The following is a 7,246-nucleotide window of genomic DNA, read 5'->3' on the forward strand; positions in this document are numbered from 1 at the left end:
GGTCACCGACGAGGCCACCACCCAGCAGGCCCTCCAGATCCGGGAACGCGCCGAGGACTTCCCCGGCATCACCGCCGAACCCACCGCCGTACGCCGGTACGCCGCGCCCGGCAAGGCCAACACCGCCCAGGTCCTCGGCTACCTCTCGCCCGTCACGGACGAGGAGCTCACCAAGGCCCAGGACACCGACTCGCCCTACCTCCGCTCCGACCAGGTCGGCCGCTCCGGCCTGGAGCGCACCTACGACAAGGAGCTGCGGGGCAAGGCCGGCGTCACCCGGTACGAGGTGGACAACCTCGGCCGGGTCATCGGACAGGCGCAGAACGACGAGGCCGAACCCGGGGCCAGCGTCGTCACCTCCATCGACGCGCGCGTCCAGGCGGTCGCCGAGTACGAGCTCGACCAGGCCATGAAGGCCGCCCGCAAGGAGATGGACCGCAACACCAACGAGCTCTACAAGGCCGACTCCGGCGCCGTCGTCGTCATGGAGGCCAAGACCGGCCGCGTCGTGTCCATGGCGTCCCTGCCGACCTACGACCCCAACTCCTGGGTCGGCGGCATCTCCGCCAAGGAGTACGCCCAGCTCACCGGCAAGAAGTCCAACTTCCCGCTGCTGAACCGGGCCATCCAGGGCACCGCGGCACCCGGGTCGATCTTCAAGGTGATCTCCTCCACCGCCGCGGTCAACGCCGGATACCCGTTCGACGGCAACTACCCCTGCCCGAGCTCGTACTCCATCGGCAACCAGACCTTCAAGAACTTCGAGTCCCAGGGGTACGGCGACATCACCATCGGCCGGGCCCTGGAGGTCTCCTGCGACACCGTCTACTACGGGATCGCGCACAAGGAATGGCAGAAGGACGGCGGCAACACGCCGAAGAAGAACGCCAAGGACTGGTTCTACAAGACCGCCCACCAGTTCGGCCTCGGCAAGGAGACCGGCATCGACCTCCCCAACGAGGTCTCCGGCCGCGTCCCCGACCGCCAGTGGAAGCAGGACTTCTACGAGGCCAACAAGGACTCCTGGTGCAAGCAGGGCAAGAAGGACGGCACGTACGTCGAGCAGCTCGCCTACGAAGGCTGCGCCGAGGGCTACAAGATGCGCGCCGGTGACTCCGTCAACTACTCGATCGGCCAGGGCGACACCCTCGTCACGCCGATCCAGATGGCCACCATCTACGCCGCCATCTCCAACGGCGGCACCCTCTACGACCCGACCGTCGGCAAGGCGATCATCAGCGGCGACGGCAAGACGGTCCAGGAGATCGAGCCCAAGGCGCACGGCAAGCTGCCGTTCAAGGGCGACACCCGCGACAAGATAGACCAAGCCCTCGCGGGAGTCGCGACCCAGGGCAGCGCCGCCTGGCGATTCGGCGGCTGGCCCCAGGACAAGATCCCGATGCACGCCAAGACGGGCACGGCCGAGGTCTACGGCAAGCAGACGACCTCCTGGTTCGCCACGTACACCAAGGACTACTCGATCGTCATGACGATCTCCCAGGGCGGTACCGGTTCCGGTGCCTCCGGACCCGCCGTACGCAACATCTACAACGCGATCTACGGCCTCGACGGTGAGGGCAACCAGGACCTCAAGAAGGCCCTGCTGCCCACACCGCAGAAGGCCCTGCCGACGATCAAGTCCGACGGCTCGATCGTCTCCCCGAAGATCAAGCCGTACACCCCCGAGCCGCCCGCCGGCGAGAGCACCCAGGAGCTCGCCCTCGCCGTGGCCCCGGGGAGGCGGGACTGATGGCAGGCTTCTCCGTCTCGCGGTACGCCCCGGAGCGTTCCGCCTGGGTCAAGCTCACCGCCCGTGACTCCGTCCTGCGGCGGCTGGACTGGCCGCTGCTCGGCTCGTCGGTCGCGCTGTCCTTCATCGGATCGCTGCTGGTCTGGTCGGCGACCCGGGGCCGTGACTCGCTGACCCACGGCGACCCGTACTACTTCCTCTTCCGGCACGTCCTCAACACCGGTATCGGCCTGGCGCTGATGGTCGGCACCATCTGGCTCGGGCACCGCACCCTGCGCGGCGCGGTCCCGATGCTCTACGGCATCTCGATCCTGCTCGTCCTCGCGGTCCTCACCCCGCTGGGCGCCACGGTCAACGGCGCGCACGCCTGGATCCTCCTTCCCGGCGGCTTCTCCCTCCAGCCCTCCGAGTTCACCAAGATCACGATCATCCTGGGCATGGCGATGCTGCTCGCCGCCCGCGTCGACGCGGGCGACCAGCTGCACCCCGACCACCGCTCGGCCGCCAAGGCGCTCGGCCTGGCGCTCGTCCCGATGGCCGTCGTCATGCTGATGCCCGACCTCGGCTCCGTCATGGTCATGGCCGTCATCGTGCTCGGCGTACTCCTCGCCTCCGGAGCCTCCAACCGCTGGATCTTCGGCCTCCTCGGGGCGGGCACGGCCGGGGCGGTGGCCGTCTGGCAGCTCGGCCTCCTTGACGACTACCAGATCGCCCGGTTCGCGGCCTTCGCCAACCCGGCGCTCGACCCCGCCGGCGTCGGCTACAACACCAACCAGGCCCGCATCGCCATCGGCTCCGGCGGGCTCACCGGGACGGGGCTCTTCCAGGGCTCGCAGACCACCGGCCAGTTCGTCCCCGAACAGCAGACCGACTTCGTCTTCACGGTCGCGGGCGAGGAACTCGGCTTCGTGGGCGCCGGGCTGATCATCGTCCTGCTGGGCGTCGTCCTGTGGCGCGCCTGCCGCATCGCCCGCGAGACGACCGAGCTGTACGGGACGGTCGTCGCCGCGGGGATCATCGCCTGGTTCGCCTTCCAGTCCTTCGAGAACATCGGGATGACCCTCGGCATCATGCCGGTGGCGGGGCTCCCGCTGCCGTTCGTCTCGTACGGCGGATCGTCGATGTTCGCCGTGTGGGTGGCGGTCGGGCTGCTCCAGTCGATCCGGGTGCAGCGGCCGATCACGGCCTGAGCCCGCACGACCCTGCATGACCCCGGGTATCGGGGAAAGATGAGTCCTATGGCGGACTCGAAGCATGAGATCGAGCGTAAGTACGAAGCGACCTCCGAGACCCGGCTGCCCGACCTGACCCGCGTGGCCGGGGTCTCGGCCGTCGTCCACCGCGGCCGCACCGAGCTCGACGCGGTCTACCACGACACGGAGGACCTCCGGCTCGCCGCCGGCTCCCTCACCCTCCGCCGCCGGACCGGGGGCCAGGACGCGGGATGGCACCTCAAGCTCCCCGTCTCCGCCGACACCCGCGAGGAGATCCGGGCCCCGCTGGCCGACACACTGCCGCCCGAGCACGCCGCGCTGATCCGCTCCCGCGTCCGCGGCCGGCCGGTCGTCCCCGTCGTCCGCGTCCTCTCCTCCCGGGACGTCCACCACCTCCTCGACGCGGACGGCGCCCTGCTCGCCGAGGTCAGCATCGACGAGGTCCTCGCCGAACGCCTCACCGAGCAGGGGCACGGCACCACGTCGGCCTGGACCGAGATGGAGGTCGAACTGGCCGACGACGGCGACCCGGCCCTCCTCGACGCCGTCGAGCGCCGCCTGCGCAAGGCCGGTGTACGCCCTTCCCGATCACCCTCCAAGGCGGCCCGGGCCCTCGCGGAGACCGACCCGCGACGGGACGGCGGACGGAAGGCGGAACCACGGCCGGAGAAGGCCCCGCGCACCGCCGGCGACCATGTGCTCGCCTACGTACGCGACCAGATCACGGCCCTCGTGGCGCTCGACCCCGCCGCGCGCCGCGACCTGCCCGACGGCGTGCACCGGATGCGCGTCGCCATCCGCCGTCTGCGCGGCGCCCTCACGACGTACCGCGAGGTCCTCGACCCGGCCGTCACCCGGCCGGTGCGCGCCGAGCTGAAGTGGCTCGCCGGCGAGCTGGGGACCGTCCGCGACCAGGAGGTCCTCGCCGCACGGCTGCACGGCCGGCTCGCCGCCGTCCCCCGCACCGAGCTCCTCGGCCCCGTGCAGGCCCGGCTGAAGTTCTCGTCCGCGGCCCGGCGCGCCGACGCGCGCGAGCGGCTGCTCACCGTACTGGAGGGGGAGCGCTACCTGACGCTGCTGGACGCGCTGGACGCCCTCCTCGCCGACCCGCCCCTGCTGCCCCGCGCCGGCCGGAAACCGGGCAAGGTGCTGCCCCGTGCCGTGCTGAAGGACCACCGGCGCCTGGCCACCCGGATCGGGCACGCCCTGGAACAGCCGCCCGGCCGGGACCGCGACGTCGCCCTGCACCGGGCGCGCAAGGCCGCGAAACGCCTGCGGTACGCGGCCGAGGCCGCCCGGCCCGCCCTGGGCGGGCCCGCCCAGAGGATCGCCAAGCGGACGAAGGCCGTCCAGAAGGTGCTCGGTGACCACCAGGACAGCGTGGTCGCCCGTGACGCCCTGCGCGGCCTTGCCGTCCAGGCGCACGGGGCGGGGGAGTCGGCGTTCACCTGGGGCCTGCTGTACGGGCAGGAGGAGGCCGCGGCGGCCCAGCGGGAGCGCGAGCTGCCGCACGTCTGGGCCCGCGCGTCGCGCCCCGGACTGCGGGCGGCGTCGAAGGGCTGAGCACCGGGGTACGCTGGATGGTCCCCTCTGCCAGCTCACGAAGGTCCCCAGATGTCTGCCGAGTCGGTCTTCCCACAGCTCGAAGCTCTGCTCCCGCATGTGCAGAAGCCCATCCAGTACGTCGGCGGTGAACTGAACTCCACCGTCAAACCGTGGGACGAATGCGACGTCCGCTGGGCCCTGATGTACCCGGACGCCTACGAGGTGGGACTGCCCAACCAGGGCGTCATGATCCTCTACGAGGTGCTCAACGAGCGTGACGGCGTCCTCGCCGAGCGCACGTACAGCGTCTGGCCCGACCTCGAGGAGCTGATGCGCGCGCACCAGGTGCCGCAGTTCACCGTGGACAGCCACCGCCCCGTCGGCGCCTTCGACGTCTTCGGGCTGAGCTTCTCCACCGAGCTCGGCTACACCAACATGCTCACGGCCCTGGACCTGGCGGGCATCCCGCTGGAGGCCAAGGACCGCACCGTCGACCACCCGATCGTGCTCGCGGGCGGCCACGCGGCCTTCAACCCCGAACCGATCGCGGACTTCATCGACTGCGCGGTCATCGGCGACGGTGAGCAGGCCGTCCTGGAGATCACTGAGATCGTCCGCGCCTGGAAGGCCGAGGGCCGGCCCGGAGGCCGCGAGGAGGTGCTGTTCCGCCTGGCGAGGACGGGCGGTGTCTACGTCCCCGGCTTCTATGACGTGGAGTACCTCCCCGACGGCCGTATCGGCCGCGTCGTCCCGAACAGGTCCGGTGTGCCGTGGCGGGTCTCCAAGCACACGGTGATGGACCTCGACGAGTGGCCGTACCCCAAGCAGCCCCTCGTCCCGCTCGCCGAGACCGTCCACGAGCGGATGTCCGTGGAGATCTTCCGCGGCTGCACCCGCGGCTGCCGTTTCTGCCAGGCCGGCATGATCACGCGCCCCGTGCGGGAGCGAAGCATCACCGGCATCGGCGAGATGGTGGAGAAGGGGCTCAAGGCCACCGGCTTCGAGGAGGTCGGCCTCCTCTCGCTCTCCTCCGCGGACCACACCGAGATCGGTGAGATCGCCAAGGGCCTCGCCGACCGGTACACCGAGGACAAGATCGGCCTCTCACTGCCCTCCACCCGCGTCGACGCCTTCAACGTCGACCTGGCCAACGAGCTGACCCGCAACGGCCGCAGGTCCGGTCTCACCTTCGCCCCCGAGGGCGGCTCCGAGCGCATGCGCAAGGTCATCAACAAGATGGTCTCGGAGGAGGACCTGATCCGCACCGTCGCCACCGCCTACGGCAACGGCTGGCGCCAGGTGAAGCTGTACTTCATGTGCGGCCTGCCCACCGAGACCGACGAGGACGTCCTCCAGATCGGCGACATGGCGGTCAACGTGATCGCCAAGGGCCGCGAGGTCTCCGGCCAGAACGACATCCGCTGCACCGTCTCCATCGGCGGATTCGTGCCCAAGCCGCACACCCCCTTCCAGTGGGCGCCGCAGCTGAGCGCCGAGGACACCGACGCCCGCCTGAAGAAGCTCCGGGACAAGATCCGCGACGACAAGAAGTACGGCCGCTCCATCGGCTTCCGCTACCACGACGGCAAGCCCGGCATCGTCGAGGGACTGCTCTCCCGCGGTGACCGCCGCGTCGGCTCGGTCATCCGCGCCGTCTACGAGTCGGGCGGCCGCTTCGACGGTTGGCGCGAGCACTTCAGCTACGACCTGTGGATGAAGAGCGCGGCCGGCACGCTGCCCGCCTTCGGCGTGGACGTCGACTGGTACACCACCCGCGAGCGGACGTACGAGGAGGTCCTGCCCTGGGACCACCTGGACTCCGGCCTCGACAAGGACTGGCTCTGGGAGGACTGGCAGGACTCCCTCGACGAGACCGAGGTCGAGGACTGCCGCTGGACGCCGTGCTTCGACTGCGGGGTCTGCCCGCAGATGGACACCAGCATCCAGATCGGCCCCACCGGCAAGAAGCTGCTGCCGCTCACGGTGGTCAAGTAGGAGCCACGCACCGCCCGGGCGACTCGCCCGGTGGGAACGCCCGGCCCGGGGACCCCGGACCGGGCGTTCGCGTGGGTGGTGGCGCCGGGGGCAGACGAGCCCCGGGACACGCTGCGCGCGGCGCGCCGGGACGGGCGGCGGGCCCTGGGGGAAGGCCGCAGGTCACGCGGGTGCGGGAACTCGGCGGGTCCACTGCGCGTACCCTGGGCAGGACAACGACGTCCCCGGTGCGGCGCCCGCACCAGAGTTCTCCCCGACTGCCGAGACCGTCGTCAGGCGGGGGTGAGCCGGAGCGGCACCCCGGGACATCCGTATCTCGTGGGCGGTACGCCACCGCGTCCGCCCCGCACCGAGGAGAAGAACCACTGGGCAAGCGACAGCCCGAAGGCCCGCCGCCCGCACCGGCGGTGCAGCGCATCCGACTGCGCTACACCAAGCGGGGCCGCCTCCGGTTCACCAGCCATCGAGACTTCCAGCGTGCCTTCGAGCGGGCGCTGCGCCGCTCCGAGGTTCCCATGGCCTACTCGGCGGGTTTCACCCCGCACCCCAAGGTCTCGTACGCCAACGCCGCCCCCACCGGTACGGGAAGCGAGGCCGAGTTCCTGGAGATCGCCCTCACCGAGGCCCGGGATCCGGCCGTCCTGCGCGACCTGCTCAACGCGTCGCTGCCCGACGGCCTCGACATCACCGACGCCGTGGAGGCCCGCACCTCGGGTCTGGCTCTGTCTCTTATACACATCTC

The 7,246-nt window shown here is 70.7% G+C and carries 5 protein-coding genes; all 5 read left to right on the forward strand.

Features of this window, described 5'->3' with window-relative positions; translation table 11 throughout:
- On the forward strand, nt 1-1,750 hold a 1,750-nt coding region (gene mrdA / locus IH13_RS37730), incomplete at its 5' end, for a penicillin-binding protein 2 (protein WP_031085364.1).
- A complete protein-coding gene (gene rodA, locus IH13_RS0117135; protein ID WP_031085365.1) occupies nt 1,750-2,940 on the forward strand; it encodes a rod shape-determining protein RodA in 1,191 nt (396 codons plus the stop codon). The genes mrdA and rodA, both read left to right, overlap by 1 nt.
- A 48-nt stretch (nt 2,941-2,988) precedes the next feature.
- Nucleotides 2,989-4,527, forward strand: a complete 1,539-nt coding sequence (locus IH13_RS0117140) for a CYTH and CHAD domain-containing protein (protein WP_031085367.1) — start codon at nt 2,989-2,991, stop codon at nt 4,525-4,527.
- 51 nt (nt 4,528-4,578) lie between these two features.
- Nucleotides 4,579-6,504, forward strand: coding sequence for a TIGR03960 family B12-binding radical SAM protein (locus IH13_RS0117145; RefSeq protein ID WP_031085369.1), 1,926 nt, complete (start codon nt 4,579-4,581; stop codon nt 6,502-6,504).
- A gap of 407 nt (nt 6,505-6,911) precedes the next feature.
- A partial coding sequence (locus IH13_RS0117150; RefSeq protein ID WP_031085371.1) for a TIGR03936 family radical SAM-associated protein occupies nt 6,912-7,246 on the forward strand: 335 nt, incomplete at its 3' end.

Origin of the sequence: Streptomyces sp. NRRL WC-3549, from assembly GCF_000721935.1 — a bacterium.
In the GTDB taxonomy this organism is placed as follows: domain Bacteria; phylum Actinomycetota; class Actinomycetes; order Streptomycetales; family Streptomycetaceae; genus Streptomyces.

Excerpts from the sequence above, each read along its gene's own strand:
- rodA (WP_031085365.1), top strand. The coding sequence starts at position 1,750 with ATGGCAGGCTTCTCCGTCTCGCGGTACGCCCCGGAGCGTTCCGCCTGG.
- IH13_RS0117140 (WP_031085367.1), top strand. The coding sequence starts at position 2,989 with ATGGCGGACTCGAAGCATGAGATCGAGCGTAAGTACGAAGCGACCTCC.
- IH13_RS0117145 (WP_031085369.1), top strand. The coding sequence starts at position 4,579 with ATGTCTGCCGAGTCGGTCTTCCCACAGCTCGAAGCTCTGCTCCCGCAT.